The sequence below is a fragment of the Rhizobium sp. RSm-3 genome (assembly GCF_001854685.1).
Lineage (GTDB): Bacteria > Pseudomonadota > Alphaproteobacteria > Rhizobiales > Rhizobiaceae > Rhizobium > Rhizobium ecuadorense.
On the sequence record NZ_MAWZ01000035.1, the window covers coordinates 163,850 to 190,253 of the forward strand.

A 26,404-nucleotide genomic window follows, 5' to 3' on the forward strand; every position below is an offset into this window, starting at 1 on the left:
GCGCCTTCCTGCACAGGAGTATCATGTACAGATTGATGGTTTTCTCAGTGATCACGATCGCGGCTGGCTCCGCACATGCAAGCGGGGTTCCGTTTTTCGCCAGTCCTGATGTGCCCGACTATTCCGCAAAGATGATCGTGCGTGATACCTATAATGACAAAGGGGGCCGCCAACGGGTCGTCCAACATCACAACGGCTGGACGCATGTTGAAGAGGACAGACGCGGAGAAACGAACATTTATTACGGACACTTCTTCAAGAACGTTGTTCTGAGGGCATCCAGGAAGAATGGTGAGATCTCTTCAATCGAGGTCAGGCAGGTCGAGCCGTCTCAGGACTATAACGGCATCATGGAGGTCAAGGAAACCGATGATGTCGAGGCCATCGGCGGTGAGCAGTGTCGTTGGCGGGAGATTGTTCGGAAAATGAATAAGGACGGGTCCGGGCCTGTTTGGTTAACTTGCCTGACCGGCGACGGAATAGAGGTCGCGACGAAAGTACTTTTCTCCAGTCGAGAGGTGATGTCCGAGACGCGGTTGGTTGAACTGCAGCGCGGGCCTGTGCCGGGGGCGGCGGTACGACCATCTATGCAGCTTTTTGAAGCCGGTACCTGGCTCAAACCATTGCCAAGCTATGACGATTACACTCCAAATGCTGGAGACTTTGAGGCGAAGCTGGTCAGCCACAGATCCGAGGAGAGGCTGTTACGTCACTATCCCTGGTGGCTCCGACAGCGTGACGGCGAGGATGGATCAATCCTGATCACCGTCTGGAACGAACTCGAAGACCAAGGGCTCCAATATTCCGCATCCAAGGGTGAGCGCAGGTTCGAAGCTATCCGCTCCTCCTCGAATCCTGGGCCATTCTCCAAGAGATTTGACATGGTGTCCGGGATGGTCGACATGAAAAAACAGGATCGGCTGCTCGGCGAAGACTGCGCATGGTATAACCGGACACCAGATTCCGCTGATGCAGGTCTGATGCAATGTCTGACTTCGGACGGTATACCGCTGATTGATGAACACTGGTCCGGCTGGGGTGACGGCGAGATATTCAAAATAGTGGCGTTAACGCGCCGGCCTGTGAGCATGGATGAAATGCAACCACCTCGTGATTACCTCGAGCCTGCTGCCTGGGGATTTATCAGGCCCCAATACTAGAGAGATAAGGTAGTAGCCTAAAACAAAGCAATGGCTTAGCCGTGACGGCTAAGCTTTGATATGCAGCCGTCTCAGAGGCTGACGGTTTCGACCTTGCGGCCGACGAAGCGCAGAGCGATCTGACCCTGGATCAGCTGCAGCGCCGGCTCGCCGAAAAGATCGCGCCGCCAGCCGTGCAGGGCAGAGACTTCGGCCTTCTCGCCCTCAGCGGCGATCCTGTCGAGATCCTCGCTGTTGGCGATCACCTTCGGCGCCACGCCGTGTTTTTCCGAAATCAGCTTCAACAACACCTTCAAGAGTTCGACGGCGGCAGCGGCCCCTTCGGGCGCCTGCGCCTGGCGCGGCACATGTGGCATATCGGCCTTCGGAAGAGCGAGCGCCGCATTGACGGCTTCGATGACGGCAGCGCCGGAGGTCGAGCGCTCCCAGCCTTTCGGAATGGTGCGCAGACGGCCAAGCGCTTCGGTATCCTTGGGCTGCTGCTGGGCGACCTCGTAGATCGCATCGTCCTTCAGAACCCGCGAACGGGGCACGTTGCGGGCGCGGGCCTCGCGTTCGCGCCAGGCGGCGACATATTTCAGGATCGCCAGCTCCTGCGGCTTGCGCAGGCGCATCTTCAGCCGCTGCCATGCATCGTCGGGATGCAGGTCGTAGGTTTCGCGCGCCTCGAGAATGTCCATCTCTTCGGAGAGCCAGGAGGTGCGGCCCTCGCGATCGAGTTCCGCCTTCAGCGACAGATAGACGTCGCGCAGGTGGGTGACGTCGGCCAGCGCATATTCCAGCTGTTTGTCGGAGAGCGGCCGGCGGCTCCAGTCGGTGAAGCGCGACGACTTGTCGATATGGACGTTCTTGATGCGGCTGACCAGCTGATCATAGGAGACGCTGTCGCCGAAGCCGCAGACCATCGCGGCGACCTGCGTGTCGAAGATCGGATGCGGGATGAGATTGCCGCGATTGAAGATGATTTCGATGTCCTGGCGGGCCGCGTGAAAGACCTTCAGCACCTTCGGATCGGCCATCAGCTCGAAGAAGGGGGCGAGATCGATGCCTTTGGCCAGCGGATCGACGAGCACTTCGGTCGTCGGGCTTGCCATCTGGATCAGGCAAAGCTCCGGCCAGAAGGTCGTCTCGCGCAGGAATTCGGTGTCGATGGTGATGAAGTCGGACTTGGCCAGCTCTTTGCAGGCGGCCGCCAAATCGGCGGTGGTTTCGATCATATCATTTCATTCGCAAGGAAAAGGTCGGTTGAACCTTCCTTCTCCTTTCGCTTCGATATGTCAATACAACAGCATAAGCTTCGCGCATTGCTGGCTAAGAATTACGTCCGAACTGCGGCAAAGGCCGCCTCAGCTCACTCTGACGTAGCTGGTCATCCCGGTCTTCTGGTGCTCGATGATATGGCAATGCAGCAGCCAGTCGCCGGGATTGTCGGCGACGAAGGCGAGCTGTACCTTCTCGTCCGGCTGGATGAGATAGGTGTCCGACACCAACGGCATCACCTCCCGCGTCGAGGAGGAGATCACCGTGAAGCTCATCCCGTGCAGATGGATCGGATGCGCATGCGGCGTGACATTCTCCAGATTGAAGACGTAGCTCTTGCCGAGCTTCAGTTCCGCAAGTGGCGCCGTCGGGTCGGGCGTGTCGCCCGGCCACGGCACCTTGTTGATCGCCCAGAAACTGAAGCCGAGCGTGCCGCAGATGCTGTCGACCGCGGCACTCTCGGCGGTGGCGCTCAGCACCAGCGGGATCTGCTCGGCTGTGGAAAGATCGGCCTTTTCAACCGGATTTTCGGCAAGCGGCCCGAGATCGCCGATCTCGCGCTTCAGCGACGATCCGGTGGCGCGCAGACTGGCGATCGTCTTCGGCATGGTGCCGCGAATATCCTCGAGTGTCGCGACTGTGCCTTCTCCATCCGGCATGCGCACGGCAAGATCGAGCCGCTGTCCTGGCCCGATCTGCAGCAGATCGAGGGGGAAACGCTTCGGCACCGGATTGCCGTCGATTGCGATGACGGTTGCAACCGCACCTTCCACCTTCAGCGAGAAGATCCGCGTCACGTCGGTCACGGCGATGCGCAGCCGCACCAGCCCGCCGGCCGGCGCGTCATATTGCGGCTCCTGATGCCAGTTGGCGGTGCGCACGGTGCCGTAGGTGCCGGATTTGGCGGCGTCACGCGGCCGGAAAGCGGCGATGAACTGCCCGTCGCCGCCAAGCCGCCAGTCGCGCAGGTTCAGCACCACCTCCGCATCGAAGTGAGGATCGGCCGGATCTTCGACGACGATGACGCCGGTCATGCCGTGCCCCATCTGCGTCAGCGTATTGCAATGCGGATGATACCAGAACGTGCCGGCATCGGGCGGCGTGAAGGCATAGTCGAAGCTGTCGCCGGTATAGATATAGGGCTGCGTCATGAAGGGCACGCCGTCCATGCGGTTGTCGATACGAAGCCCGTGCCAGTGGATCGTCGTCGGCTCGTCGAGCCCGTTTTTCAGCCGCGCGGCGTAAGGGCGCCCCCTTGTCATCCGGAGAACCGGCGGCATGCCGTCATGGCCCCAACTCATGATATCCCGGGTGGGTCCCGCCTCGGTCAGCATCGCCTCGGTCTTGACCGCCGTCAGCAGCTGCGGCTCGGGTGCTGCCTCCGCAGGCCCGAATTTGCCGGCAATGCCGATTCCGACGCCATAGGCGCCCGCGACGGCGGATGCCTTGAGAAGGTTGCGGCGGGTCAGGAGAGGCATGCGGGGCGCTCCACAGTGAGAATGCCGATCCTTTTAAAGTTGACCGGCTCCTTCATCAATACGGGAAGCGCGGCCAAACTGCCGCAGCATACAGGCCCCAGCCTCGCCATAAACGCGTGCCAAACGCGCGGGCGGCGCGCGCCAAGCCTTGACAAATCGGAGCGTCCATGCGCTTTTCCGCCCGATTTTCTTGTCGGCGCTTGAGGGTCTTTGAACCCTTGCTGCCGTCTTAAGCCACATTCCAGGATTTGAGATCATGCATCGCTATCGCAGCCACACATGCGCCGCCCTCCGCAAGACGGATGTCGGCTCGACCGTCCGTATCTCCGGCTGGGTCCATCGCGTCCGCGACCATGGCGGCGTTCTCTTTATCGACCTTCGCGACCATTATGGTATCACCCAGGTCGTCGCAGATCCGGACAGCCCGGCCTTCAAGATGGCCGAGACCGTGCGCGGCGAATGGGTGATCCGTATCGACGGCCTGGTCAAGGCTCGCACCGAAGACACCGTCAACAAGACGATGGCAACCGGCGAGATCGAACTCTACGCCCAGGAGATCGAAGTGCTCTCCGCCGCCAAGGAATTGCCGCTGCCGGTTTTCGGCGAGCCGGATTATCCCGAGGATGTCCGCCTCAAGTATCGTTTCCTCGATCTTCGCCGCGAAACGCTGCACCGGAACATCGTCAAGCGCACTCAGGTGATCTCGGCGATGCGCCGCGAAATGGGCGATGTCGGCTTCACCGAATATAGCACGCCGATCCTGACGGCCTCCTCGCCGGAAGGCGCGCGCGACTTCCTCGTGCCCTCGCGCATCCATCCCGGCACCTTCTACGCGCTGCCGCAGGCACCGCAGCAGTACAAGCAGCTGCTGATGGTTGCCGGCTTCGACCGCTACTTCCAGATCGCGCCGTGCTTCCGTGACGAAGACCCGCGCGCCGACCGCCTGCCGGGCGAATTCTACCAGCTCGACCTCGAAATGAGCTTCGTCACCCAGGAGGACGTCTGGGACACAATGGGCCCGCTGATGACAAGCGTGTTCGAGGAGTTTGCCGAAGGCAAGCCGGTCACCAAGGAATGGCCGCGCATCCCCTATGATGAGGCGATCCGCAAATATGGTTCGGACAAGCCGGACCTGCGCAACCCGATCGTCATGGAAGCGGTGACCGAGCATTTCGCCGGCTCCGGCTTCAAGGTCTTCGCCGGCATGATCGCCTCCAACCCGAAGGTGCAGATCTGGGCGATCCCGGCAAAGACCGGTGGCTCGCGCGCCTTCTGCGACCGCATGAACGCCTGGGCGCAGAGTCAGGGCCAGCCGGGCCTCGGCTACATTTTCTGGCGCAGCGAGAACGACAAGCTCGAAGGCGCAGGCCCCCTTGCCAAGAACATCGGCGAGGAGCGCACCGATGCGATCCGCGCCCAGCTCGGTCTCGGCGATGGCGACGCCTGCTTCTTCGTCGCCGGCGAGCCGGAAAAATTCTACAAGTTTGCTGGCGAGGCCCGCACCAAGGCCGGCGAAGAATTGAACCTCGTCGACCGCGACCGCTTCGAGCTGTGCTGGATCGTCGACTTCCCCTTCTTCGAGTGGAGCGAGGAAGAGAAGAAGGTCGACTTCGCGCACAACCCGTTCTCGATGCCGCAGGGCGGCCTTGACGCGCTGCAGAACCAGGATCCCCTGACGATCAAGGCTTTCCAGTACGATGCCGTCTGCAACGGCTTCGAAATCGCCTCGGGCTCGATCCGCAACCAGTCGCCGGAAACCATGGTCGCCGCCTTCGAGAAGGTCGGTCTCAGCCAGCAGGACGTCGAGGATCGTTTCGGCGGCCTCTACCGCGCCTTCCAGTACGGCGCACCGCCGCATGGCGGCGCTGCCTTCGGCATCGACCGTATCGTCATGCTGCTCGTCGGCGCGAAGAACCTGCGCGAAATCTCGCTCTTCCCGATGAACCAGCAGGCCCAGGATCTGCTGATGGGTGCGCCGAGCCCGGCAACGCCGACGCAACTGCGCGAACTCTCGATCCGGCCGATCCCGCCGGTCAAGAAGGACTGAGTTCGTCTGATTTGAACCTAAAGAAGCCGGGCGACCTCTGAACTGCCCCGAAAGTTGGTGCCCAACTTTCGGGTGCAGTTCAAATCGTCGGGCTTTTTGCTGTCGTTCACAAGGCCGCGTAGATCGCCTCGCGCAGATCGAGCGTGAACTTACCCCACATGCCCTCCAGCGTCGTGTTCGTCAGGGCGACGACGGTGAGCTGGTTCACCGGATCGATGAACCAGCTATGGCCGTAGACGCCGCCCCATTTCAACGTGCCACTGGGGAAGGGGACGCCAGCTTCAGCAGGATCGGTGATGACAGACCAGCCGACGCCGAAACCGGAGCCGGGTTCGTGCTGCTGGCGAAGGCCGCCGGCCTGATCGGTCGTCATCATCCGTACGGTTTCGCTGGAGAGCAGCGGTGCGCCGCCTCTCCGTATGGTTTCGAGAACGGCGAGGACGTCAGCTGCCGTGCCCGCCATGCCGGCACCGCCCGAATGATAGGAGGCGGGTTCGAAGATGCGGTTCGGCGCGAAGCGGATAGGACCCATCAGCGACATCACCGTTGCATTCTCACCCATGAGCACTGGTTCCGGCGAAGCGTCCATATAGGCGGCGGCGAGCCGCCTTCGGTCGCGAACCGAAAAGGCCGTGTCGGCAAGCCCGAGCGGTCTTGTCACCAGTTCGGCAACGGCCTCAGCCAACTGCACGCCGGTTTCCGCCTCGATGATGCCGCCGAGAACATCCATGGCAAGGGAATATTGCCAGTCGCTGCCTGGCGCGAAACGCAGCGGCACGCTGGCGATCCGCTTGAGATTTTCGGCGAGCCGCAGTCCCGGCTGGTCGAGGCCGTCGGATATGCCGGCGTTGATATAGGGGCCGCCGTCCTCTTCGGAGAAGCTGTAGCCGAGGCCTGACGTATGGGTCAGCAGGTGGCGGATGCGAATGGTGGCTTCGCTGCCGTCGGACAGCTTTGGCCGGAATTCCGGCAGCCATCTGGTCACCGCGTCGTCGAGGCCTATCCTTGCCTGCTCGACGAGCCGCATCGCGGCGATGGTGACGATAGGCTTGGTGATGGAGGCAAGCCTGAAGATCGTATTCTCGCGCATTGCCAGGCCGTTTTCGCGGTCGGCAAGGCCGGCTGCGCGGCGGTGGATGATGTCTCCGTCGCGGGCGACGAGCACGACCGTGCCGACCAACCGCTTTTCGTCGAGCGCATGTGTGATTGCCGCGTCAATAGCCGCGCCAAGGGATGAATGCCTGTCGGCCTCTGTCTTTTCGAGGGGAAGACTCATCAGATTAAACCTTCTATAATCACAATGACCGTTCCTGAATATAGCAAGCCGCCTCGTATTTCTAGAGTGATCACTGTGAAAAATAGTACCGACGTAAAGAATCCTTCCGCTCGCCGCCGTGGCCGCCCCCCGGCCTTCGACCGTGAGACGGTTCTGTCGGCCGCCCGCGAGACCTTCTGGGCGCATGGATACGAGGGCGCCTCGATCGCCGATCTGACGGCGGCCATGGGCATCACGCCGCAAAGCCTCTATGCCGCATTCAATTCGAAAGCCGATCTCTATCGTGCGGCGCTGGAGCAATATCGAGCGCTGGGCGCCGATACCTCGTCCGCGCTCGGCGAGCCGATCGATACCGTCGCCGCCTTCGAGCGGATATTGCGGGGCTCGGCCGCGCGATTTTCGGCGCCGGAACATCCGAAAGGCTGCATGATCTCGACGGCTGTGCTGAACTGCGCCAGCGAGAACGAGGTTATTGCCGACCATGTCGCGGCGCTGCGCCGTCGGTCGCTGGAGGCCTATGCGGAAAGGATCGAGCGCGGCATCCGCGAGGGCGACATCAGAGCCGAGACGAACCCTCGGGCACTGGCGCGGTTCCTCGGCGCGATCGTCCAGGGCATGTCGGTGCAGGCGAGGGACGGCGCATCGCTTGAGGAATTGCTTGAGATTGCAAGCTTCGCCATTGCCGAAGTCGCCCGCCACCGCATCTGAAACGGAAAGGCCCGGCAGATCGTGGCTGACACCAGCTAATGGGGTCAGTCACACGCTGCCGGGCCTTTCGTCGTCACATTGAAGCGATCAGTCGTTGGCCGAAACCTTGACGCCGAGCACCTGCGGCAGCGTGTTCGGAGCGCCCATGGCGGCGCCGACGATCGTCGGGAACGGCACCGGCTTTTCAGGGGCGGCCTTGACGGTCAGGCTCTTCGGGTCGTCGAGGAAGGTGTTGACGGCAGCCGAAACTGCGTTCTGCAGTTCCGGGATGTTGAGCTGCGCCAGCATGATCGGCGTCATCGCCTTCAGCGAATCCGCCATCTGCTTGCCCGACATGTTCTGCTGCGAGCCGGCATAATCAAGCGCGCGCTTGGTGATCGAGGCATCGTCGAAACGCACCTGCGCCGCCTCGAAGGAAAGCTGCTGCATCAGGCCGAGCATGGCGAGGCCGAGCGCCTGCTGCGACTGCTCCTTGTTCGGGTTGGTTTCGGATTCCTTCATCGCATCCTGCATCGATTTCATGAAGGCCATCGTGTAGCCCGAAATCTTGAAGCCGAGGTTCAGCTTGCCGACGTTGGTGAAGTCGAAGGCCAATTCCGAAATGTCGACCGTGCCGGGGGCGAGTTCCCAAGCGCCCTTCATGGTGATGTCGCCCTGGACATGCTGCAGGGCGAGCTTTTCGATCGCATCCTTGCTCTGCGCATCCTCGGTCTTGGTGAGATCGGCCTTCATGCTTTTGAAGGCGCCGTCGAAATCGAAGCCCGATTCGTCTTCGCGCAGCGTCAGGTTCATGTTGCTTTCGAGCAGCGAGAACACTTCCGCACCGTCCTTGACCACCTTCACCGGGCCAATATGCGCGGTTTCGTAGAGCATCATGGTGTCGAGCGTGTCGCCGCCCGGCGTTGCCGGCACGGAGATGCCGCCGAGCGTCAGCTCCTGCGCCGTCACGGTGACGCCGTCCTGCGTCTTGTTGATGTCGGGGAAGGCCGCTTCCTCGATGTAATAGCCGCCATCCTCGTCTTCTTCGACGCCGGAAAGCGTGATTTCGCCGATGGGCAGGCTTTCGCTGCCGGTCGGCTTGACGGTCACATTCTTCAACGTGACGGTCGTGCCGTCGATATCGACGCTTTCAGCCGCAATCGTCCCACCCTGGGCGGCATAGGCGGCATTGATCTTCTTCAAGAGATCGGTGCCGTCGAGAGCGAAAGCCGAGCCGGCGAGCGAGAAAAAGGCGGCGCCCGACAGCATCAGCCGCGTTGTCCGGTAAATGTTCATGGGGTGATTCCTCTGGTGGCGTGTGGCGGTTGGAAATCTGCAGTTACGCTACTACGGATTGGGCCTGCTTTATATTTGCGGACTTCTAAATTTCCGTTGAAAGGAACGGCAAACGAAGTCCAAATTGCGGCCGCACGTTTGTCTCATCCTTTGATGTCGGTGCCAAGACTTCATCCACAGCTGCAATGGCCTGGATTCCTTGCCCGCCAGCCACTTCTGGGCTAGTCAGAACCTATGGGACAAGAGATTTTGCCGCCTTCCGGCGGAGACGACGACAACATCCAACCGGTCGACCTCAAGGCGGCGCTCGAACAGCGCTATCTCGCCTATGCGCTGTCGACCATCATGCACCGCGCTCTGCCTGACGTGCGCGACGGGCTGAAGCCCGTCCATCGCCGCATCGTCTACGCGATGAACGAGATGGGGCTGAGGCCGACATCGGCCTTCAGGAAATGCGCCAAGATCGTCGGCGAGGTGATGGGTAACTACCATCCGCACGGCGACCAGTCGATCTATGACGCGCTTGCCCGTCTCGCCCAGGACTTCTCGCAGCGCTACACGCTAGTCAACGGCCAGGGCAATTTCGGCAATATCGACGGCGACAGCCCCGCCGCCATGCGTTACACCGAATCGAAGATGACGGCAGTCTCCGAATTGCTGCTCGAAGGCATCGATCAGGATGCCGTCGATTTCCGCGACACCTACGATGAATCGAATTCCGAGCCGACCGTCCTTCCCGGCGCCTTCCCGAACCTGCTCGCCAACGGCTCTTCCGGAATTGCCGTCGGCATGGCGACCTCGATCCCGTCGCACAATGCCCACGAGCTTTGTGACGCCGCGCTGCATCTGATCAAACATCCGGATGCGACGGTCGAAAAGCTCGTCGAATTCATTCCCGGCCCGGATTTCCCCACAGGCGGCATCATCATCGACAGCCGCGACAGCATCATCGAGAGCTACCGCACCGGCCGCGGCGGTTTCCGCGTGCGGGCGAAATGGCAGACCGAGGATCTCGGCCGCGGCGGCTACCAGATTGTCATCACCGAAATTCCCTTCCAGGTGCAGAAGTCGCGGCTGATCGAAAAGATCGCCGAGCTGCTGATTGCCCGCAAGCTGCCGCTTCTGGAAGACATCCGCGACGAATCGGCCGAGGACATCCGTGTCGTCCTGGTGCCGAAGACCCGCAGCGTCGATCCGACGATCCTGATGGAATCGATGTTCAAGCTGACGGAGCTGGAAAGCCGCTTCCCGCTGAACATGAACGTGCTCTCCATGGGCCGCATCCCGCGGGTCATGGCGCTGAACGAAGTGCTGAAGGAGTGGCTGGATCACCGCCGCGAGGTGCTGCAGCGCCGCTCGCGCTTCCGCTTGGCGGCGATCGAAAGGCGCCTCGAAATCCTCGGTGGCCTGCTGATCGCTTATCTCAACATCGACGAGGTGATCAGGATCATCCGCGAGGAGGATGAGCCGAAGCCTGTGATGATGGCGCGCTGGGATCTCACCGATATTCAGGTCGAGGCGATCCTCAACATGCGGCTGCGCGCCTTGCGCAAGCTCGAAGAGTTCGAGATCCGCAAGGAATTCGACGAACTCACCAAGGAAAAGGGCGAGATCGAAGCGCTGCTTGCCTCCGACGACAAGCAGTGGCAGACGGTCGCCTGGGAAATCGGCGAGGTGAAGAAGAAATTCGCCAAGGCGACCGAGGTCGGCCGCCGCCGCACCCAGTTTGCCGACGCGCCTGAAGCCGACGAGGAAGCCATCCAGCAGGCGATGATCGAGAAGGAGCCGATCACTGTCGTCATATCCGAAAAGGGCTGGATCCGCGCGCTGAAGGGCCATATTGCCGACACCGCGACGCTGACCTTCAAGGAAGGCGATGGTCTGAAGGTGGCCTTCCCGGCGCAGACGACGGACAAGATCCTGATCGTCACCACAGGCGGCAAGGCCTTCACGCTTGGCGGCGACAAGCTGCCGGGCGGCCGCGGCCACGGCGAGCCGCTGCGCATCATCGTCGACATGGATAACGACCAGGCAGTGCTGACCGCCTTCGTCCACGATCCCTCGCGCAAGCAGCTGATCGTCTCCACAGCCGGCAATGGCTTCGTCGTTCCGGAGGTCGAGCTGGTCGCCAATACCCGCAAGGGCAAGCAGATCATGAACGTGGCGCTGCCCGAGGAGACGCAACTGCTCGTGACTGTCAGCGGCGATCATGTCGCCGTCGTCGGCGAAAACCGCAAGCTGCTGGTCTTTCCCTTAGCGCAGGTGCCGGAAATGTCGCGCGGCAAGGGCGTGCGTCTGCAGCGCTACAAAGATGGCGGCATTTCCGACGTCCGCTGCTTCGCGATATCGGACGGCCTCGTCTGGGAAGACAGCGCCGGCCGCACCTTCACGAAGAACAAGGACGAGCTCGCCGAATGGCTGTCCGACCGCGCCACCGCCGGCCGCACCGTGCCGAAGGGCTTTCCGCGCAGCGGTAAATTCGCCGGCTAAGGCATTCGTCCGGCCGTGTGTAGCGGTTCGGGGATAACGACAGGCATAAAAATTCCGCGCCCGTCTCTTGGCGGGCGCTGGAACTTCTCTATCTCATTGCTGTTACCCAAAAGAAGAGAAGGCCGGTCCGCGGGCGGATGGAACGGCTATGGCTCGTGCGCTTGGAGAAGGCGCCGTTACCGGAGGAAAATCGATGCCCGCCAGCACCATCAAATTGCATGTCAGCCACACCTACAGGGTGCCGCCTGCTGTCGTGTACGACGCCTGGCTCAACCCTGAAATCGCCCGCCGCTTCCTGTTTGCCACCGATGACGGTCATGTCATCCGCGCCGATATCGATCCGCATGTCGGCGGCCGTTTCTTCATCGTCGACCGCCGCCCCACCGGCGACGCCTTTCACCAGGGCGTCTTCCTGGAGCTGAAGCGCCCGCAGCGCATGGTCTTCAGCTTTTCCGTCGAGGACCACGACCACAATTGCGACCGCGTCGAAATCGACATCGAGCCTCTCGCCGGCGGCAGCCGCCTGACGCTGACCCACGAAATGTGCGCCGAATGGGCCGAACATGAGGAGAAGACCCGGCAAGGCTGGGCGCACGTGGTCGAAGGACTTGGCCGCGAGCTGGAACAGCAGCAGCTGAAGCCTACGGGCTGAGCGGTACGCTGAAATCGCGGAGGAAGCGGGTCGCGTCAAGACTTTGAAGCGGCCCCGCCTTTCGATGAAATTTGAACCGCTTTATTCCGCCAGCTTTTTCAACGCGACCTTGTACTTGTCTACGAAATTTCGTGCCGCTTCCAGCTGACGAGGGAAATTCTCATTGACCGGCTTCATATTGATGCCGCCGTTTTGCAGCTTCAGTTCCAGTGAATCACCCGTCTTCAATCCAAGACGGGCCAGAACTTCCTTAGGGATAATAATCCCCTCGGAATGACCGATCTTGCGGATTGCAACGTTCATCGCTTCGTCCTCTGTGTCAGAACGGAGTATCCCCTGGTGGTAAGCAGGCGACAACGCCTATTCCGCCAATGGCCTGATCCTGCTTCCCCGCACCATCCAGAAGCAATGCCCGGCGATCGCCGCCACCAGGATGCCGCCGCCGACGAGTGTCATCGTCGCCGGCGTTTCCGAAAAGATCAGCCAGACCCAGATCGGAGCGAGCACGGTTTCAAGCAGGTAGAACATGCCGACTTCAGGGGCGGAGAGGTAACGCGGCCCGGTCGCAAGGCACCAGAAGGCGACGGGCATCACGATGGCGCCATTCAAGAGGATCCAGCCGGGATGGGCGATGGAAAGCCCTGAGGGCAGAGCTTGCGCGAGACCGAGCGCGGCCGGCAGGATGGCGGCTAGCAGCGGCACGAAGCCCATTTCCCGGCGCGAGGCACGCCCGATCGTGATGGCTGCGGCAAGAATAAGCGCGCTGAGAAGCGCCATGGCATCGCCGAAAAAATGCCCGCTGGAAAGCCCTTCGCGCACGATCAGTCCGACGCCGAGGATCATGAAGAACATGGCGATCAGCGTTGCGGCCTGCGGCTTCTCCTTGAGGAAAATCCAAGAAAGAAGCGCCCCGAACATCGGGTTGAAGGCGACAATGAAGACGACATTGGCCGTGGTCGTGTTGAAGATCGCGAGCACGAAGGTGAGGGAGGAGAGGCCGTAGAGCAGACCGGCGAGCAAGCCGGGCCGCCCCGGAACGAGGATTGGCCATTTGCCCGAGGCAAGGCGCATTGCGCCAAGGATGACGAGCGTGGCGAGAACCGTGGCTGCGCTTCGTATTCCCAGGATCGACCAGACGTCCCCGCCGCCCAGGCGGACGAGCGGGATGTCCATGGAAAGCGCCAGCCCGCCGATCGCCGTCAGCAGCAGGCCCTTCCGATGATCGGAAAGAGCGGTGGGGAACATTAGTCGTGGGGGCTTTGAGGCATGGATGAGGGATCGAAACGTTCCCAGCCGCGCGGGGTCAGATGCTCCTGTGGCTGGAAGCGTGTCTTGTAGTCCATCTTTCGCGACCCTTGAACCCAGTAGCCGAGGTAGACATGCGGCAGGCCGAGCGCTTTCGTGCGCCTGACATGGTCGAGAATCATGAAGGTGCCGAGTGATCGCCGCTCGATATCGGGATTGAAGTAGGAATAGACCATCGACAGCCCGTCGCTCATCGTGTCGGTCAGCGCGGCGGCAAGCAGTTCGCCTTTCGGCCGCTGCTCCAGCCCGGAGCCTTCTTCACGCCGGCGATACTCGACGATTCGCGTGTTCACATGGGTGTCCTCGACCATGATCGCATAGTCGAGCACGGTCATGTCGGACATGCCGCCCTGCTGGTGGCGATAATCGAGATAGCGCCGGAAAAGCGAATATTGCTCGCTGGAAGGCTGGGCGGTGAATTCGGTGGCGATGACGTCGGAATTGGCGGCAAGCACCCGCTTCATCGATTTCGTCGGCTCGAATTCCTGGGCGAGAATACGCACGGAAACGCAGGCGCGACAGGATTCGCAGGCTGGGCGGTAGGCGATATTCTGCGAGCGGCGGAAACCGCCCTGGGTCAGGATGTCGTTCATCTCGGCGGCGCGCGGGCCGACCAGATGGGTGAATACCTTACGCTCCATCTCATGCGGCAGATACGGACACGCAGCCGGAGCCGTCAGATAAAACTGCGGGGATGGCGTTGTCTGCGTATTCATCTGTCGCGGAAATTTCCTTGTCGAGACTGTGCTGTTTCTTGACAGCATGACCTAAGAATAAAAAACGTCAACAGCGGGGCGGTTCTCGCCCTTCATTTCGGTCTTCTAATTTTAGATATGGAGCGCCGGCGCCCCCGGGCAAAGAGAAAGCGGAGACTTTATTTCGTCTCCGCTTAAGGGTTTAGCCGCGGTTTCGGTCCAACGTTCAGGCCGTGCGAACCGTCGCTGTCCCGACCAGCAGGTCGTGGATGAGACGGCTGCGCTCGGTGAACAGGCCGGCAAGCAGAATGAGCGGCGTCAGCACCGAGTTGAGGATCCAGAACAGCGCCAGATGCACGATCGCCGTCAGGAAGTCCATCGGCCGGCCGTCGACGCGCACGATGGCGATGCCCATCGCGCGCATGCCGAGCGAGGCCTGGCTCCGCCCGCCGACGGTCAGGCCGAAATAGATGCCGGCGACGATGACGAAGAGGGCAGGGTAGAGCAGGAAGCCGAGCCCGAGCGTGACGATCGACAGAAAGAACAGCACGATCCCGGCGGGGATGCAGAGCAGCAGCACGATAAGATAATCGAGGATGAAGGCGAAGACACGGCGGCTCAACACGCCGCTATAGGCGCGCCAGTCCTCCGGTGCGGCATAAAGCGGATTGGGGTTGTAGCTCATCTCAATCTCCTGCGGAAAAGCGATGCCGCTGATATGGTATCGGCAGGACAAAATACAATAATTCTTCCTGGATGCGGATGTTTCAGGCGGGATCGGCCTGAAACATCGGCATCTAAATCGAAGAAATAGAGCACGACGTCACCCGAAAACCGCATACACTTTTCGGCATCATGCTCGCAATCACCGTTTGCTGAGGATTTTCGCCACTTCGACCGCGAAATAGGTGAGGATGCCGTCGCATCCCGCCCGCTTGAACGACAGCAGCGTTTCGAGCATCGCCCGCTCGCCGTCGATCCAGCCGTTCATCGCCGCCGCCTTGATCTGCGAATATTCGCCGGAAACCTGGTAGGCGAACGTCGGCAGGCCGAAGGCTTCCTTCATCCGCCAGCAGATATCGAGATAGGGCAGGCCGGGCTTGACCATCAGCATGTCGGCGCCTTCCTCGACGTCGAGGGCCGCATCGCGGATCGCCTCGGTGCCGTTGGCCGGGTCGATATAATAGGTCTTCTTGTCGCCTTTCAGCAGCCCGCCGGTCGAGATCGCCTCGCGATAGGGGCCATAGAAGGCGGAGGCGAATTTCGTCGCATAGCTCATGATGCCGACGCCCTGGTGGCCGGCGGCATCGAGCGCCATGCGGATCGCGCCGATGCGTCCGTCCATCATCTCCGACGGCGCAATGATGTCAGCGCCGGCATCCGCCTGCATCACCGCGGCGCGCGCCACCTGATCGACCGTCTCGTCGTTGACGATCTCGCCGTCTCTCAAGATGCCGTCATGGCCATGGCTGGTGAAGGGATCGAGCGCCACATCGGTGATGACGCCGATGTTCGGCACCGCCTTCTTGATCGCCGCTGTCGCCTGATTGATCAGATTGTTGGCTTCGAGGCTGTTCGAGCCGGTCTCGTCGCGCAGTTCCATCTCGATATTCGGAAAGGTGGCGAGAGCCGGAATGCCGAGGCCGGCCGCTTCGCGCGCCGCTTCGACAGCCTTGTCGATGCTCATGCGGTTGACGCCGGGCATGGCCTGGATCGGATCGACGATGCCGGAACCCGGCACGATGAAGATCGGCCAGATCAGGTCGTCGACCGTCAGCCGGTTTTCCTGCACCAGCCGGCGCGTCCAGTCCGCCTTGCGGTTGCGGCGCATGCGGCGATGGCCGGTGATGTCGTCGACGAGATGCGTCCTGTCCTGCATGATATTGATCCCGAGCCCATTCCATTTATCGGAGCGCTCATTATCATGGCGCCTTGAAAATCCAAACCGGGCGATTGGCCGCGGCGGAAAAACTGCTTGTAACGATACGATCCCCAACCGATGTTTGCGCCATGGAAACCGATTCCCCGACGATACCGAAACGCACACTGGCCGACATTCTCTTCATTCTCTTCCTGAGACTGGTGGCCGTATCCTGCTTCTGGTTCGGCCTGCAATATTGGGCGATGCTCGTCGGCTATTCGCTGGTCGGCGCCGGCCGCTTCGATCTTTTGAGCTTGCCGTGGAAGGTGGCGAGCACCAGTCTTGCCGTGCTTTTTCCCGTCGCTTCCCTCGGCCTCTGGCTGACCGTCTCCTGGGGGCCGGTCATCTGGGTGCTGGCCGCCGGCGGACAAATCCTGATGTATGGCCTGCTGCCGGATATTTTCGGCCCCAACAAGCTGATCATCCTGCTGCATCTGATCGTCGCCGTGGTCTACTGGATTTTCCGCCTGCTGCTCTGGCTGGAAAAGCGCCGCCACCGCCGCCAGGTAAGTGTTGATTTACCCTGAGACAACGTGGGGTTTCCAGTAAGGCTCCGTTAAGCCTGCGGTTTAAGTCGAATTTTATATGTATTCGATAGGGTCTCACTCAAGGCGGGAAGAAAACGACACCGCCAAACAAACAGTGAGGCAGTCAATATGAATACGAAAATCAAGCCGCAGGCGGTATCGAATTTCCGTGACCAGCAGGACCAGGGCATCCGTGATCTTTACATGGAATCCCTTCATCTTGTTGAACGTCTTCACCGTCGTCTTCTCGACGTCATCAAGGACGAGTTCGACCGTCAGGGCCGCAGCGACGTCAACGCCATCCAGGCGCTGCTCCTTTTCAACATCGGCAATTCCGAGCTGACCGCCGGCGAGCTGCGCTCTCGCGGTTACTATCTCGGCTCCAACGTTTCCTACAACGTCAAGAAGCTGGTCGACCTCGGCTTCATCAACCACCAGCGCTCGCGCATCGACCGCCGCTCGGTCCGCATCAGCCTGACCGAAACCGGCCAGGACATCGCCGAAACGGTCGCCAAACTCTACGAACGCCACATCACCTCGATCGACAAGGTCGGCGGCATCGGCACCGACGAGTTCACCCAGATGAACAAGCTGCTCCAGCGCCTCGACCGCTTCTGGAACGACTCGATCATGTATCGCCTCTAAGACCACTGACCTCCATCAGGGTTGCAGAAAACCGGACGTGTCCCTGCGCGTCCGGTTTTGCCGTTGGCACTGCGTGGCATCTTTGCAACGCAAGGCGGCCCAAGCATTATCTCCCGTATCCAAGCCGTTTTTTAGCCGTTATTAACCGGCACGGTTTAGCCCGTCATATGGTTCGTTGTGTCGTGTTTCCGTTAGCCGGCAGACTGTCTTCCAGCCCGGCAACACGAATTGGCCATATTGGTGTGGCAGCGGAAGGCTTAACAACCGGCGCTTTCAATGGACCGATCAAAATTGTCAGGCTGTCGCATCGCAAACTTGTGATGGGGCAAGCGGAAAGTTTTGATGTGCCGGGACAACAAATGCACAGAGATCTGCGCTAAGGCGCAGTGATATCGCAAAGAGCCGCGGCTTCTCTTTATCGCCGCATTCAGTGGTTGGGACTATGTCGAAGAAAAACGGAAATGAAGCTCTCTCGCGCCGCGCTTTCCTTGCGTCCGCGGCAACGGTTGGCGTAAGCGCGATTGCCGCGCCGGCCTTCGCGCAATCGGCGATCGATACGCTGATCAATGCGCCGCGCCGCGGCAACTGGGACGACCAGTTTGACGCCAAGGCGGCTTCGCGCACGGCAAGCGCCGTCGTTTCCAACACGCCGATCCTTGGTCCCCAATCGCTCGCCAGCGCCCAGCAGGCGGTCATGCAGTATCAGCAGATCGCGGCTGCCGGCGGCTGGCCTGAAGTCAATCCCGGTGACCAGAAGCTGCAGCTCGGCGTCAGCCATCCCGCAGTCCAGGCGCTGCGCCAGCGCCTGGCGATCACCGGCGACCTGCCGCGCGAGGCCGGCATGTCGAGTGCCTTCGATTCCTATGTCGACGGCGCCGTCAAGCGCTTCCAGGCCCGCCACGGCCTGCCGTCCGATGGTGTGCTCGGCGAATTCACGCTGAAGGCGATGAATATCCCCGCCGATGTCCGCCTGCAGCAGCTGAACACCAACATCATCCGCTTGCAGACGTTCCCCGAGGATCTCGGCCGCCGCCACGTGATGGTCAACATCCCGGCTGCCTATGTCGAGGCTGTCGAGGATGGCACTGTCGCGACGCGCCACACCGCGGTTGTCGGCCGTCTCAGCCGTCCGACACATCTCGTCAATTCGAAGATCTACGAGGTCATCCTCAACCCCTACTGGACCTCGCCGCGCTCGATCGTCGAAAAGGATATCATGCCGCTGATGCGCAAGGATCCGACCTATCTCGAAAAGAACGCCATCCGCCTGATCGACGGCAAGGGCAACGAAGTTGCCCCCGAGACCATCGACTGGAACGGCGAGGCGCCGAACCTGATGTTCCGCCAGGACCCCGGCAAGACCAACGCTATGGCCTCGACGAAGATCAATTTCTACAACAAGAACGGCGAGTACATGCACGACACGCCGCAGCAGGGCCTGTTCAACAAGCTGATGCGCTTCGAATCCTCTGGCTGCGTCCGCGTCCAGAACGTGCGCGACTTGTCGAACTGGCTCTTGCGCGAGACCCCCGGCTGGAACCGCCAGCAGATGGAGCAGGTGATCGCAACCGGCGTCAACACGCCGATCAAACTCGGCACGGAAGTTCCGGTCTATTTCGTCTACATCTCCGCCTGGGGCATGCCCGACGGCATCGTCCAGTTCCGCGACGACATTTACCAGATGGACGGCAATGCCGAGCTGGCGCTCGATACCACGGCCGGCATGGAACAGCCGGTCCAATAAGCGGCGACGTGTGCATCGCATCTTCAAACCGCGCCTTCCCGGCGCGGTTTTTTTATGCCCTGGGGGGGCGCTCGGTAACGTAGTTCTCAATTACCGGTGCCGCGCTGTCGCAAAATGATGGGAGCGCGCGCTTTGCTCAGCAAATGTCGTTCTTCGTATTGCCCTTGCCACAGGGGAAGGATAATACCTCAGCGCATTCCAGTTGAGGAGCCCGCCCATGACCAATGCTTCCACCGAATCCTTCTTCAATCGCTCGCTTGCGGACGTCGATCCTGAGATTTTCGGCGCGATCGGAAAGGAACTCGGTCGCCAACGGCACGAGATCGAACTGATCGCTTCCGAGAACATCGTCTCCCGCGCCGTGCTGGAAGCCCAGGGCTCCATCATGACCAACAAATATGCCGAGGGTTATCCCGGCAAGCGTTATTACGGCGGCTGCCAGTTCGTCGATATCGCCGAGGAGCTGGCGATCGAGCGCGCCAAGAAGCTGTTCGGTGTGAATTTCGCCAACGTCCAGCCGAATTCCGGCTCGCAGATGAACCAGGCCGTGTTCCTGGCGCTGCTGCAGCCGGGCGACACCTTCATGGGTCTCGACCTGAATTCAGGCGGCCACCTCACCCATGGTTCGCCGGTCAACATGTCCGGCAAGTGGTTCAACGTCGTCTCCTACGGCGTGCGCGAAGGCGACAACCTGCTCGACATGGATGACGTCGCCCGCAAGGCCGAAGAGCACAAGCCGAAGCTCATCATCGCCGGCGGTACCGCCTATTCCCGCATCTGGGACTGGAAGCGTTTCCGCGAAATCGCCGACTCGGTCGGCGCCTATCTGATGGTCGACATGGCTCACATCGCCGGCCTCGTTGCCGGTGGCCAGCATCCGTCGCCGTTCCCGCATTGCCATGTCGCGACGACCACGACCCACAAGTCGCTGCGCGGCCCGCGCGGCGGCGTCATCCTCACCAATGAGGAGGATCTGGCCAAGAAGTTCAATTCGGCCGTCTTCCCGGGCCTGCAGGGTGGTCCGCTGATGCACATCATCGCCGCCAAGGCCGTCGCCTTCGGTGAGGCGCTGCAGCCGGAATTCAAGGACTACGCCGCTCAGGTCGTCAAGAACGCCAAGGCGCTGGCCGAAACGCTGATCGCTGGTGGCCTCGATGTCGTCTCCGGCGGCACCGACAACCATCTGATGCTGGTCGACCTGCGCAAGAAGAACGCCACCGGCAAGCGCGCCGAGGCAGCTCTCGGCCGCGCCTACGTCACCTGCAACAAGAACGGCATTCCCTTCGACCCGGAAAAGCCCTTCGTCACCTCCGGCGTGCGCCTCGGCGCGCCGGCCGGCACGACCCGCGGCTTCAAGGAAGCCGAATTCCGCGAAATCGGCAATCTCATCGTCGAGGTTCTCGACGGCCTGAAGGTCGCCAACTCGGATGAAGGCAATGCCGCCGTCGAAGCCGCCGTGCGCGGCAAGGTGGTCAACCTCACAGACCGCTTCCCAATGTATGACTACATGGGATAAGGAGTAGCGATGCGCTGCCCCTATTGCGGTTCGGAAGATACTCAGGTCAAAGATTCGCGCCCGGCGGAGGACAACACGTCCATCCGCCGGCGGCGTATCTGTCCGGATTGCGGCGGCCGCTTTACGACCTTCGAGCGCGTGCAGCTGCGCGAGCTGATGGTCATCAAGAAGACTGGCCGCAAGGTGCCCTTCGATCGCGACAAACTGGTACGCTCCTTCGAAGTGGCGCTGCGCAAACGGCCTGTCGAGCGTGACCGCATCGAGCGTGCCGTCTCCGGCATCGTCCGCCGGCTTGAAAGCTCCGGCGAGACCGAAATCTCTTCCGAGCAGATCGGGCTGCAGGTGCTCGAAGCCATGAAGAGCCTCGACGATGTCGGCTTCGTGCGCTACGCCTCGGTCTATCGGGATTTCTCGCTTGCCGAGGATTTCGAGAAGGTCATTTCCGAAATCAACGCCAAGATCGCCCGCGACCCGCTGGACAGGTGAGCCATGAGCGTCACGCCGCATGACGAGAGTTTCATGGCGGCGGCGATCCGCCTGTCGCGCCGGCATCTCGGCCGCACCGCCACCAACCCGTCCGTCGGCTGCCTGATCGTCAAGGACGGCGTCGTCGTCGGCCAGGCGATCACCGCCGTCGGCGGCCGCCCGCATGCCGAGACGCAGGCGCTCGCCGAGGCAGGAGAACTTTCCCGCGGCGCCACCGCCTATGTGACGCTCGAACCCTGCTCGCATCACGGCAAGACGCCGCCCTGCTCCGAGGCGCTGATCGCCTCTGGCGTGGCCCGCGTCGTCATCAGCGTCACCGATCCCGATCCGCGCGTCTCCGGCCGCGGGATCGCCATGCTGCGGGAAGCCGGCATTGAGGTGGATGCCGGCGTGTTGGAGGCGGAAGGCCGGCGTTCACTGGCCGGCTACCTCACCCGCCAGACGAAGAACCGGCCTTATGTGACTCTCAAACTTGCCGTTTCCGCCGACGGCATGATTGGCCGCGAGGGGGCGGGACAGGTGGCGATCACCGGCCCGGAGGCCCGCGCCGAGGTTCAGGCGCTGCGCGCCGAAACCGACGCGATCCTCGTCGGCATCGGCACGGCGATATCGGATGATCCGCTGCTGACGGTGCGGACACCAGGTCTGGAGGCGCAGTCGCCAATCCGCATCGTGCTCGATCCGTTGCTGGCCTTGCCGCTGACCAGCAAGCTGGTTGCGACCGCGCGGGAGGTGCCTGTCATCGTGGTGGCGAGTGAGGAGATTTCGCCGTCAGGGTCAGAGGGGGGTGCCCCGCCCACTCGCTCGGACCTCGAATCCCGCCGCACCGCTCTCGAAGCCGCCGGTGTCGAGATCGTCTACTGCAATCCCTATCATCCGGAAATCCTGCTGCCGGCCTTGGCAACACGTGGTATTTCCTCGCTTCTGGTCGAAGGCGGCGCCAAGACGGCGCGGCTTTTCCTCGAGGCTGGCCTCGTCGATCGCATCCAGCTTTACCAGGCGCCTGTCGTGATCGGCGAGGGCGGTATTGAATCGCCGCTTGAGATAACCGACATACCATCGGGTTTTGTCCATACGGGCACGCAGATGTTCGGCGAAGATCGCCTGGACGAATACGAAAGAGGGCTTTGATGTTTACCGGAATAGTCACGGATGTCGGCACGGTCGAATCCGTTTCCCCGCTGAAGGAAGGCATCCGGCTGCGGGTCGCCACCGCCTATGATCCCACGACGATCGACATGGGCGCCTCGATCTCGCATGCCGGAATTTGTCTCACCGTCACCGCGCTTCCTGACGAAGGCAGCAACGGCCGCTGGTTCGAGGTCGAGGCCTGGGAAGAGGCGCTGCGGCTGACGACGATCGGCACCTGGCGGGAAGGCAGCCGCATCAATCTCGAACGGTCGCTGAAAATCGGCGATGAACTCGGCGGCCACATCGTTTCCGGCCATGTCGACGGCAAGGCGGAAATCCTCTCGGTAACATCGGAGGGCGACGCCACCCGTTACCGCCTGCGGGCGCCTGAACATTTGGCGAAATTCGTCGCCCCCAAGGGATCGATCGCGCTTGACGGCACCTCGCTGACCGTCAACGCGGTCGACGGCACGGATTTCGACGTCCTGCTCATCCGCCACACGCTCGAGGTCACCACCTGGGGAGAGCGCAAGGCCGGTGATTTCGTCAATTTCGAAGTCGACACCATGGCGCGTTACGCCGCCCGGCTGGCCGAATTCCCGAGCGCCTGAATCGAAAACCTGTACCGGTTTCCAGGGGGCGCGTCGGCCAGATATCTCACCAATCCGGGGATAGCTTCCTCAGATACTGGCCGTAGGCACTTTTGCCGAGCTTCTCCGCGAGCTTGGCGAGGTCGCCCTGCGAGATGTAGCCCATGCGCCAGGCGACTTCTTCGGGGCAGGCGATCTTGAAGCCCTGGCGTTTTTCCAGCGTGCTGACGAAAGCGGCGGCATCGTGCAGGCTATCAGGCGTGCCGGTGTCGAGCCAGGCATAGCCCCGGCCCATCAGTTCCACGAAAAGCTGGCCGCGTTCGAGATAGGTGCGGTTGACATCGGTGATTTCCAATTCGCCGCGCGGTGACGGCTTCAGATTGGCGGCGATATCGACCACCTGCTGGTCGTAGAAATAGAGGCCGGTCACCGCCCAGTTCGATTTCGGCTCTTTCGGTTTCTCTTCGATCGACAGCGCATTCATCTTTTCATCAAAGCCGACGACGCCATAGCGTTCCGGATCGGTGACGTGATAGGCGAACACCGTCGCGCCTTCCCGCCGACCCGTGCCGGATTTCATGATTTCCGGCAGTCCGTGCCCGTAGAAGATATTGTCGCCGAGAACGAGTGCCGAGCTGTCGCCATGCACGAAGTCGGCGCCGATGATGAAGGCCTGGGCGAGACCGTCCGGGCTCGCCTGTACGGCATAGCTCAGCGAAATTCCCCATTGCGAGCCGTCGCCGAGAAGGCGCTTGAAGGCTTCGACGTCGTGAGGCGTGGTGATGATCATCAACTCCCTGATGCCGGCGAGCATGAGCGTCGTCAGCGGATAGTAGATCATCGGCTTGTCGTAGACCGGCATCAACTGTTTCGAGATCGCCTGCGTGATCGGATGCAGACGCGTGCCGGTGCCGCCGGCGAGAATAATGCCCTTCATGCCCATCTCCTTAAAGACCCTTGTTCAAAAGGTCTTGCATGACAATTGTCATAGACTGCTTCCACTCGGGGAGCCGGATTCCATATGTCCTGGCGAGCTTGTCGCCGTTGAGACGGGAATTGGCGGGACGCTTCGCCGGTGTCGGATAGTCCGCCGTCGGGATGCGCTCGACGCCGACGTTTTTGCCGCCGGATTTAGAAAGCTCCGCGAATATCTCTTCGGCGAAATCGGCCCAGCTTGCTTCGCCGCTGCCGGTCAGGTGAAAGGTGCCGCGGAGTGATGGCGCGGGGTCCGCTGCAACACGGGTTGCGATCGCAAGAATCGCGTCGGCGATGTCGAGTGCCGAAGTCGGGCATCCTGTCTGATCGGCGACAACGCGAAGATGATCGCGCGTCTCGGCAAGCCGCAGCATGGTTTTCAGGAAATTGGTGCCAAAGGGCGAGTAGACCCAGGCGGTGCGCAAGATGACGTGGTTCGGGTTCGCCGCCGCGACGGCCGTCTCGCCAGCGAGCTTTGAGCGTCCGTAGACGGAGATCGGCGCCGTCGCATCCTCTTCGGAATAGGGGGAGGCCTTGTCGCCGCTGAAGACGTAGTCGGTCGAGATGTGGATGACCGGGACCCCGATCCGCGCGGCAGCCTCGGCAACCGCCCCGGCACCCGCTGCGTTGACGGCAAAAACAAGCTCGGCTTCGCTCTCGGCCTTGTCGACCGCCGTATAGGCGGCGGCCGAGACGATCACATCCGGGCGCAGGGCCGAGAAGGCGGCTGCGATGCTTGCAGGATTCGCGAGGTCCATTTCCGGGCGCCCGACCGCGCTGATTTCGACGCCCGTTTCGCCGCCGCGTCTGAGCAGCGACTGAACGACCTGGCCCTGTTTGCCGGTGACGGCAATGCGCATCCTATCGCCCCTTGACAACGCCGAGGCGTTCGCCGGAGTAGACTTTTTCGCGCAGCGGCCTCCACCACCATTCGTTTTCCAAATACCAGTGCACGGTCTTCTCGATGCCGGTTTCGAAGGTCTCTTGCGCCTTCCAGCCGAGTTCGCCTTCCAGTTTCGAGGCATCGATCGCATAGCGTGCGTCGTGTCCGGGGCGGTCCGTGACATTGGTGATCAGACGCGCATGCGGTGCCTTGTCACTGTAGACGCCGTCGAGAATAGCGCAGATGCGATGAACGACATCGATATTCCTGCGCTCATTGCGGCCGCCCACATTGTATTTTTCGCCAGGGCGCCCTCTGGATGCGATCGTGAAGAGCGCGCGGGCGTGGTCTTCGACATAGAGCCAGTCGCGGACATTCACGCCATTGCCGTAAACCGGAAGAGGCTTACCCTCCAGTGCGTTCAGGATCATCAGCGGAATGAGCTTTTCCGGGAAATGGAACGGGCCGTAATTGTTGGAGCAATTGGAGACGACGACGGGCAGGCCGTAGGTGCGGTGCCAGGCGATCGCCAGATGGTCGCTCGCAGCCTTGGAGGCGGAGTAGGGCGAGGACGGATCGTAAGGCGTCGTCTCCTCGAAGAGGCCTTCGTCGCCGAGCGAGCCGTAGACCTCGTCCGTCGAGACATGCAGAAAGCGGAAGGCGCTCTTGCGGCGAGCGTCAAGCCCATCCCAATAGTGCCGTGCGGCATCCAGCAGGCTGAATGTTCCGACGATATTGGTCTGAATGAAATCGGCCGCGCCCGAGATCGAGCGGTCGACATGGCTCTCTGCCGCGAGATGCATGACAATGTCCGGACGGAAGGACGCGAATGCTTCCTGCATCCCGGCGCTGTCGCAGATGTCGGCGCGCAGGAATTGATAATTCGGCGCCACTTCGACGGATTTCAGCGATTCCAGATTGCCGGCATAGGTCAGCGTGTCGACATTCAGCACCTCGGCGCCGATCTCGCTGACGAGATGGCGCACCAATGCCGATCCGATGAAACCCGCTCCGCCCGTGACCAGTATGCGCATCGTCGATCAATCCTGGGGTTGCTGTGTTGTATAGGAAAAATGGCCTGGCAGATCGGCGAGCCGCGGCAGTGTCTTGTCCTTGTCTGATGATACCATCTCTCTCTCATCGAAGGGCCAGCGAATGCCGATCGCCGGATCGTTCCATGCGATGCCCCGATCATGCTGCGGGCTGTAGGGCGCGGTTACCTTGTAGCTGATGACGCTGTTCGGCTCGATCGTTGCGAAACCGTGTGCGAAACCGGCCGGTATCCAGAGCTGCATGCCGGTCTCCGGCGAGAGCTCCTGAGAGAGCCATTTGCCGAAGCTCGGTGATCCCACGCGGATATCGACGACGACATCCATGATCCGGCCGGCAAGGCAGCGCACCAGCTTGCCCTGTGCGAAGGGTGGGATCTGGAAATGCAGCCCGCGGACGGTGCCGGCCTGCGCCGAGAGCGATTCATTGTCCTGGATGAATGTGACGTCGGCCACATTTTCCCGGAACCAGGCATCCTTGAAGACCTCGGAAAAGTAGCCGCGGTGATCGCCGAAGCGTGGCGGGGTGATTGCAACGATGCCCTCGATGGCCGCGGTCTCAATGCGCATGACGTACCTTTTCTGTGGCCT

At 61.4% G+C, this 26,404-nt stretch carries 25 protein-coding genes; 12 read left to right on the forward strand and 13 right to left on the reverse strand.

What is annotated here, in order from left to right; all coding sequences use genetic code 11:
- Window positions 1–23: 23 nt before the first annotated feature.
- Window positions 24–1,160 carry a hypothetical protein gene (locus BBJ66_RS23690; RefSeq protein WP_071090283.1) on the forward strand — a complete coding sequence of 379 codons (1,137 nt, stop codon included), beginning with the start codon at window positions 24–26 and terminating at the stop codon, window positions 1,158–1,160.
- 71 nt (window positions 1,161–1,231) lie between these two features.
- On the opposite strand, the gene rnd is transcribed toward BBJ66_RS23690, so the two are convergent.
- Complete coding sequence (rnd, locus tag BBJ66_RS23695; protein WP_071090286.1) at window positions 1,232–2,377, reverse strand: ribonuclease D; 1,146 nt, start codon at window positions 2,375–2,377, stop codon at window positions 1,232–1,234.
- 129 nt (window positions 2,378–2,506) lie between these two features.
- Window positions 2,507–3,898, reverse strand: coding sequence for a multicopper oxidase family protein (locus BBJ66_RS23700; protein ID WP_071090290.1), 1,392 nt, complete (start codon window positions 3,896–3,898; stop codon window positions 2,507–2,509).
- Between the two features lie 256 nt (window positions 3,899–4,154).
- On the opposite strand from BBJ66_RS23700, the gene aspS reads away from it, so the two are divergent.
- On the forward strand, window positions 4,155–5,945 hold the full coding sequence (gene aspS / locus BBJ66_RS23705; RefSeq protein ID WP_049733970.1) for an aspartate--tRNA ligase: 1,791 nt from the start codon (window positions 4,155–4,157) through the stop codon (window positions 5,943–5,945).
- A gap of 106 nt (window positions 5,946–6,051) precedes the next feature.
- Here aspS and BBJ66_RS23710 read toward each other — a convergent pair whose 3' ends face one another.
- Entirely contained in the window at window positions 6,052–7,221 is a 1,170-nt protein-coding gene (locus BBJ66_RS23710; RefSeq protein ID WP_071090293.1) for a serine hydrolase domain-containing protein, read from the reverse strand.
- A gap of 66 nt (window positions 7,222–7,287) precedes the next feature.
- Here BBJ66_RS23710 and BBJ66_RS23715 point away from each other — a divergent pair, with 66 nt between their 5' ends.
- The gene (locus tag BBJ66_RS23715; protein WP_083335611.1) at window positions 7,288–7,929 is read left to right on the forward strand and encodes a TetR/AcrR family transcriptional regulator; all 642 of its coding nucleotides are present in this window, start codon (window positions 7,288–7,290) and stop codon (window positions 7,927–7,929) included.
- A gap of 87 nt (window positions 7,930–8,016) precedes the next feature.
- On the opposite strand, the gene BBJ66_RS23720 is transcribed toward BBJ66_RS23715, so the two are convergent.
- Window positions 8,017–9,204, reverse strand: a complete 1,188-nt coding sequence (locus BBJ66_RS23720; RefSeq protein ID WP_071090296.1) for a hypothetical protein — start codon at window positions 9,202–9,204, stop codon at window positions 8,017–8,019.
- Between the two features lie 234 nt (window positions 9,205–9,438).
- Between BBJ66_RS23720 and parC the strand changes: the two genes are divergently transcribed.
- Window positions 9,439–11,694 carry a DNA topoisomerase IV subunit A gene (gene parC / locus BBJ66_RS23725; protein WP_071090299.1) on the forward strand — a complete coding sequence of 752 codons (2,256 nt, stop codon included), beginning with the start codon at window positions 9,439–9,441 and terminating at the stop codon, window positions 11,692–11,694.
- Between the two features lie 193 nt (window positions 11,695–11,887).
- Entirely contained in the window at window positions 11,888–12,346 is a 459-nt protein-coding gene (locus tag BBJ66_RS23730) for an SRPBCC family protein (protein WP_049733974.1), read from the forward strand.
- 81 nt (window positions 12,347–12,427) lie between these two features.
- Here the strand turns inward: BBJ66_RS23730 and BBJ66_RS23735 are convergent, their stop codons facing one another.
- The 5 genes from BBJ66_RS23735 to hemB all read right to left on the reverse strand — a co-directional run bounded on the left by BBJ66_RS23735 (window position 12,428) and on the right by hemB (window position 16,225).
- A complete protein-coding gene (locus tag BBJ66_RS23735; RefSeq protein ID WP_071090590.1) occupies window positions 12,428–12,649 on the reverse strand; it encodes an AbrB/MazE/SpoVT family DNA-binding domain-containing protein in 222 nt (73 codons plus the stop codon).
- A 57-nt stretch (window positions 12,650–12,706) separates the two neighbouring features.
- On the reverse strand, window positions 12,707–13,591 hold the full coding sequence (locus tag BBJ66_RS23740; protein ID WP_071090302.1) for a DMT family transporter: 885 nt from the start codon (window positions 13,589–13,591) through the stop codon (window positions 12,707–12,709).
- A complete protein-coding gene (locus BBJ66_RS23745; protein ID WP_049733976.1) occupies window positions 13,591–14,367 on the reverse strand; it encodes an arginyltransferase in 777 nt (258 codons plus the stop codon). The genes BBJ66_RS23740 and BBJ66_RS23745 overlap by 1 nt, the downstream gene beginning before the upstream one ends.
- A gap of 205 nt (window positions 14,368–14,572) precedes the next feature.
- On the reverse strand, window positions 14,573–15,031 hold the full coding sequence (locus tag BBJ66_RS23750; RefSeq protein ID WP_003574079.1) for an RDD family protein: 459 nt from the start codon (window positions 15,029–15,031) through the stop codon (window positions 14,573–14,575).
- A 180-nt stretch (window positions 15,032–15,211) separates the two neighbouring features.
- Window positions 15,212–16,225, reverse strand: a complete 1,014-nt coding sequence (gene hemB, locus BBJ66_RS23755) for a porphobilinogen synthase (RefSeq protein ID WP_071090305.1) — start codon at window positions 16,223–16,225, stop codon at window positions 15,212–15,214.
- 131 nt (window positions 16,226–16,356) lie between these two features.
- Between hemB and BBJ66_RS23760 the strand changes: the two genes are divergently transcribed.
- The 7 genes from BBJ66_RS23760 to BBJ66_RS23790 all read left to right on the forward strand — a co-directional run bounded on the left by BBJ66_RS23760 (window position 16,357) and on the right by BBJ66_RS23790 (window position 22,927).
- A complete protein-coding gene (locus BBJ66_RS23760; RefSeq protein ID WP_049733978.1) occupies window positions 16,357–16,794 on the forward strand; it encodes a DUF6163 family protein in 438 nt (145 codons plus the stop codon).
- 129 nt (window positions 16,795–16,923) lie between these two features.
- The gene (gene ldtR / locus BBJ66_RS23765; protein WP_003574072.1) at window positions 16,924–17,439 is read left to right on the forward strand and encodes a transcriptional regulator LdtR; all 516 of its coding nucleotides are present in this window, start codon (window positions 16,924–16,926) and stop codon (window positions 17,437–17,439) included.
- Window positions 17,440–17,881: 442 nt separating this feature from the next.
- Window positions 17,882–19,183 carry a L,D-transpeptidase family protein gene (locus tag BBJ66_RS23770; RefSeq protein WP_049733979.1) on the forward strand — a complete coding sequence of 434 codons (1,302 nt, stop codon included), beginning with the start codon at window positions 17,882–17,884 and terminating at the stop codon, window positions 19,181–19,183.
- A gap of 217 nt (window positions 19,184–19,400) precedes the next feature.
- Complete coding sequence (glyA, locus tag BBJ66_RS23775) at window positions 19,401–20,699, forward strand: serine hydroxymethyltransferase (protein ID WP_049733980.1); 1,299 nt, start codon at window positions 19,401–19,403, stop codon at window positions 20,697–20,699.
- A 9-nt stretch (window positions 20,700–20,708) separates the two neighbouring features.
- Window positions 20,709–21,185: a transcriptional regulator NrdR gene (gene nrdR, locus BBJ66_RS23780; protein WP_003547190.1), complete on the forward strand. Its 477-nt coding sequence runs from the start codon at window positions 20,709–20,711 to the stop codon at window positions 21,183–21,185.
- Window positions 21,186–21,188: 3 nt separating this feature from the next.
- Complete coding sequence (gene ribD, locus BBJ66_RS23785; RefSeq protein ID WP_071090308.1) at window positions 21,189–22,316, forward strand: bifunctional diaminohydroxyphosphoribosylaminopyrimidine deaminase/5-amino-6-(5-phosphoribosylamino)uracil reductase RibD; 1,128 nt, start codon at window positions 21,189–21,191, stop codon at window positions 22,314–22,316.
- A complete protein-coding gene (locus tag BBJ66_RS23790; RefSeq protein WP_071090311.1) occupies window positions 22,316–22,927 on the forward strand; it encodes a riboflavin synthase in 612 nt (203 codons plus the stop codon). Before ribD ends, BBJ66_RS23790 begins: the two co-directional genes overlap by 1 nt.
- A 46-nt stretch (window positions 22,928–22,973) precedes the next feature.
- Here the strand turns inward: BBJ66_RS23790 and rfbA are convergent, their stop codons facing one another.
- The 4 genes from rfbA to rfbC are packed head-to-tail and all read right to left on the reverse strand — an operon-like array spanning window position 22,974 to window position 26,383.
- Window positions 22,974–23,843: a glucose-1-phosphate thymidylyltransferase RfbA gene (rfbA, locus tag BBJ66_RS23795; protein ID WP_071090314.1), complete on the reverse strand. Its 870-nt coding sequence runs from the start codon at window positions 23,841–23,843 to the stop codon at window positions 22,974–22,976.
- 10 nt (window positions 23,844–23,853) lie between these two features.
- On the reverse strand, window positions 23,854–24,741 hold the full coding sequence (gene rfbD / locus BBJ66_RS23800; RefSeq protein WP_071090317.1) for a dTDP-4-dehydrorhamnose reductase: 888 nt from the start codon (window positions 24,739–24,741) through the stop codon (window positions 23,854–23,856).
- A 1-nt stretch (window position 24,742) separates the two neighbouring features.
- A complete protein-coding gene (gene rfbB / locus BBJ66_RS23805) occupies window positions 24,743–25,798 on the reverse strand; it encodes a dTDP-glucose 4,6-dehydratase (protein WP_071090320.1) in 1,056 nt (351 codons plus the stop codon).
- 6 nt (window positions 25,799–25,804) lie between these two features.
- A complete protein-coding gene (gene rfbC, locus BBJ66_RS23810; RefSeq protein ID WP_071090323.1) occupies window positions 25,805–26,383 on the reverse strand; it encodes a dTDP-4-dehydrorhamnose 3,5-epimerase in 579 nt (192 codons plus the stop codon).
- Between the last annotated feature and the right edge of the window lie 21 nt (window positions 26,384–26,404).

Excerpts from the sequence above, each read along its gene's own strand:
- BBJ66_RS23690 (WP_071090283.1), top strand. The coding sequence starts at position 24 with ATGTACAGATTGATGGTTTTCTCAGTGATCACGATCGCGGCTGGCTCC.
- rnd (WP_071090286.1), bottom strand. The coding sequence starts at position 2,377 with ATGATCGAAACCACCGCCGATTTGGCGGCCGCCTGCAAAGAGCTGGCC.
- BBJ66_RS23700 (WP_071090290.1), bottom strand. The coding sequence starts at position 3,898 with ATGCCTCTCCTGACCCGCCGCAACCTTCTCAAGGCATCCGCCGTCGCG.
- aspS (WP_049733970.1), top strand. The coding sequence starts at position 4,155 with ATGCATCGCTATCGCAGCCACACATGCGCCGCCCTCCGCAAGACGGAT.
- BBJ66_RS23710 (WP_071090293.1), bottom strand. The coding sequence starts at position 7,221 with ATGAGTCTTCCCCTCGAAAAGACAGAGGCCGACAGGCATTCATCCCTT.
- BBJ66_RS23720 (WP_071090296.1), bottom strand. The coding sequence starts at position 9,204 with ATGAACATTTACCGGACAACGCGGCTGATGCTGTCGGGCGCCGCCTTT.
- parC (WP_071090299.1), top strand. The coding sequence starts at position 9,439 with ATGGGACAAGAGATTTTGCCGCCTTCCGGCGGAGACGACGACAACATC.
- BBJ66_RS23730 (WP_049733974.1), top strand. The coding sequence starts at position 11,888 with ATGCCCGCCAGCACCATCAAATTGCATGTCAGCCACACCTACAGGGTG.
- BBJ66_RS23735 (WP_071090590.1), bottom strand. The coding sequence starts at position 12,649 with ATGAACGTTGCAATCCGCAAGATCGGTCATTCCGAGGGGATTATTATC.
- BBJ66_RS23740 (WP_071090302.1), bottom strand. The coding sequence starts at position 13,591 with ATGTTCCCCACCGCTCTTTCCGATCATCGGAAGGGCCTGCTGCTGACG.
- BBJ66_RS23745 (WP_049733976.1), bottom strand. The coding sequence starts at position 14,367 with ATGAATACGCAGACAACGCCATCCCCGCAGTTTTATCTGACGGCTCCG.
- BBJ66_RS23750 (WP_003574079.1), bottom strand. The coding sequence starts at position 15,031 with ATGAGCTACAACCCCAATCCGCTTTATGCCGCACCGGAGGACTGGCGC.
- hemB (WP_071090305.1), bottom strand. The coding sequence starts at position 16,225 with ATGCAGGACAGGACGCATCTCGTCGACGACATCACCGGCCATCGCCGC.
- BBJ66_RS23760 (WP_049733978.1), top strand. The coding sequence starts at position 16,357 with ATGGAAACCGATTCCCCGACGATACCGAAACGCACACTGGCCGACATT.
- ldtR (WP_003574072.1), top strand. The coding sequence starts at position 16,924 with ATGAATACGAAAATCAAGCCGCAGGCGGTATCGAATTTCCGTGACCAG.
- BBJ66_RS23770 (WP_049733979.1), top strand. The coding sequence starts at position 17,882 with ATGTCGAAGAAAAACGGAAATGAAGCTCTCTCGCGCCGCGCTTTCCTT.
- glyA (WP_049733980.1), top strand. The coding sequence starts at position 19,401 with ATGACCAATGCTTCCACCGAATCCTTCTTCAATCGCTCGCTTGCGGAC.
- nrdR (WP_003547190.1), top strand. The coding sequence starts at position 20,709 with ATGCGCTGCCCCTATTGCGGTTCGGAAGATACTCAGGTCAAAGATTCG.
- ribD (WP_071090308.1), top strand. The coding sequence starts at position 21,189 with ATGAGCGTCACGCCGCATGACGAGAGTTTCATGGCGGCGGCGATCCGC.
- BBJ66_RS23790 (WP_071090311.1), top strand. The coding sequence starts at position 22,316 with ATGTTTACCGGAATAGTCACGGATGTCGGCACGGTCGAATCCGTTTCC.
- rfbA (WP_071090314.1), bottom strand. The coding sequence starts at position 23,843 with ATGAAGGGCATTATTCTCGCCGGCGGCACCGGCACGCGTCTGCATCCG.
- rfbD (WP_071090317.1), bottom strand. The coding sequence starts at position 24,741 with ATGCGCATTGCCGTCACCGGCAAACAGGGCCAGGTCGTTCAGTCGCTG.
- rfbB (WP_071090320.1), bottom strand. The coding sequence starts at position 25,798 with ATGCGCATACTGGTCACGGGCGGAGCGGGTTTCATCGGATCGGCATTG.
- rfbC (WP_071090323.1), bottom strand. The coding sequence starts at position 26,383 with ATGCGCATTGAGACCGCGGCCATCGAGGGCATCGTTGCAATCACCCCG.